This window comes from Micrococcus sp. HMSC31B01 (assembly GCF_001816085.1).
GTDB lineage: Bacteria > Actinomycetota > Actinomycetes > Actinomycetales > Micrococcaceae > Micrococcus > Micrococcus luteus.
The window spans coordinates 1-1,756 of record NZ_KV825438.1 but is presented as its reverse complement, the minus strand read 5'-3'; the positions used below and the strand labels follow the sequence as shown (position 1 = coordinate 1,756).

The window sequence follows — 1,756 nt, the reverse complement described above, 5'->3', positions numbered from 1 at the left end:
GGCGGCCCGGGCCATGCCGGTGGCGCGCACGCGCACCAGGGAGAGGGCCTCGGCGGGGGACAGCACGCCGGTGACGGCGGCCGCGGTGACCTCGCCCACGGAGTGGCCGGCCACGACGGTCGACTTCGGTGCGGCGGCGTCCGCCTCGAGGGCCGCGGCGGCCACCAGGCCGGCCGCCACGATCAGCGGCTGGGCGACGGCGGTGTCCTTGATGGTCTCCTCGTCCGACTCGGTGCCGTGGCGGATCAGGTCCACGCCCGCGGCGTCGGAGAGGGACGCGAGCAGGTCGCGGGTCCCGTCCAGCTCGAGCCAGGGGGCGAGGAAGCCGGGCGTCTGGGACCCCTGTCCGGGGCACACGATGGCAAGCATTCCTCCATCGTGTCAGGATCGGCCGCCATCCCGGACAGATCGCGCCACGAAGCACGGCGAGTCGGTTTGGAGGGTTTCTACAAGTGGGGGGCGCCGCCCCGGCTCAGTCCGAGCCTGTCCCGGTCGTCGGCCGCGCCCCCGCGAGCCGGCCCAGGGTGATCGCGGTCTGCAGGACGTACGCGTCGCGGGGGACCAGCGGGTCCCAGCCGGTCACCTCGGCCACCCGCTTGAGGCGGTACCGCACCGTGTTCGCGTGGACGAACAGCTCGCGGGCCGTGCCCTCGAGCGAGTGGCCCAGCGCGCCGTACGCGTCCACGGTCTCCAGCAGGGAGGTGCCGGCGTCGGCCAGGGGCGTGAACACCCCGTCCACGAGGGCTTCCCGGGCCGTGGGGTCGCCCAGCAGCGCCCGCTCGGGCAGCAGGTCCTCCGCCGGGGTGGGCCGGCACGCCCGGGGATGGGCGGCCGCCGCGCTGAGCCCGGCGAGGGTGTGCCGGGCCGAGACGTGCGCCGAGATCAGCGAGTCCACGACGGGTCCCACGATCACCGGTCCCGGCGCGAACCAGCGCGCGAGCGCCTCGCCCACCGCCCGCGCGTCCCGCACCGAGCCGACCACGAGGACGAGCCGTTCGGACTGCACGCCCACGAGCAGGTCGCAGTCGAGCCGCGCCGCGGCCCGCCGCAGGTCCGGGATGAACGCGGGCTTGTCCTGCCCCGGGGCGAGACCGGCCATGACCATCACGTCGTGGTCCCCACGCCAGCCCAGCGCCGTGGCCCGATGCCGGATCTCGTCCGGGTCCTGCCCGCGCAGCACCGCGTCCAGCAGGACCGACTCGAGCCGCGAGTCCATCGCACCGCGCATCTCCGCGGCCCGGGCGTACACGTCTGCGAGCGCGAACGCGACCTCGCGCGAGTAGTGGAGGATGTGCTCGCGGACGGGCGCCTGGTCGCGCTCGGCCAGCAGCTCCGGCACCCGCGTCTCGACGACGTCCACCATCGTCCGGATGAGCTGGAGGGCCCGCTGCAGCGAGATCGCCCGGGTGAGATCGGTGGGCGCGGGCCCGAAGACGTCCTGCAGGACGTGGCCCGTGGAGGTGGGCCGCTCGAACCACGTGAGGAAGCCCTGCAGGGCGCGCTGGGCCACGAGCCCGAGGGCGCTGCGCTCGTCCGGGGTGAGTCGGCGGTACCAGGGCAGGGTGGCGTCCAACCGCTGCAGCACCGCCGTGTTCAGGGCGCCCAGGTGGCTCCTGAGTCGGGCCAGCCCGTCGGTGCTCACGGGGCGAGGGGCGGCGGGGCGGGGCTCGGGCATGCGCTTCATCCTAGGCGCGTGTTGTGGGATTCCTACAGCGACGACGCCGGCCGCCCGCCTCCGTGGCGGAGGCGGGCGGCC

2 protein-coding genes are annotated in these 1,756 nt (G+C 75.3%); both read right to left on the bottom strand.

Features of this window, described 5'->3' with window-relative positions; translation table 11 throughout:
- Positions 1 to 369 (bottom strand): ACP S-malonyltransferase (locus HMPREF3105_RS11985; RefSeq protein ID WP_141762541.1); only part of this gene is annotated, 369 nt, incomplete at its 3' end.
- A 103-nt stretch (positions 370 to 472) separates the two neighbouring features.
- Entirely contained in the window at positions 473 to 1,675 is a 1,203-nt protein-coding gene (locus HMPREF3105_RS11980; RefSeq protein WP_036340225.1) for a PucR family transcriptional regulator, read from the bottom strand.
- Positions 1,676 to 1,756 lie beyond the last annotated feature (81 nt).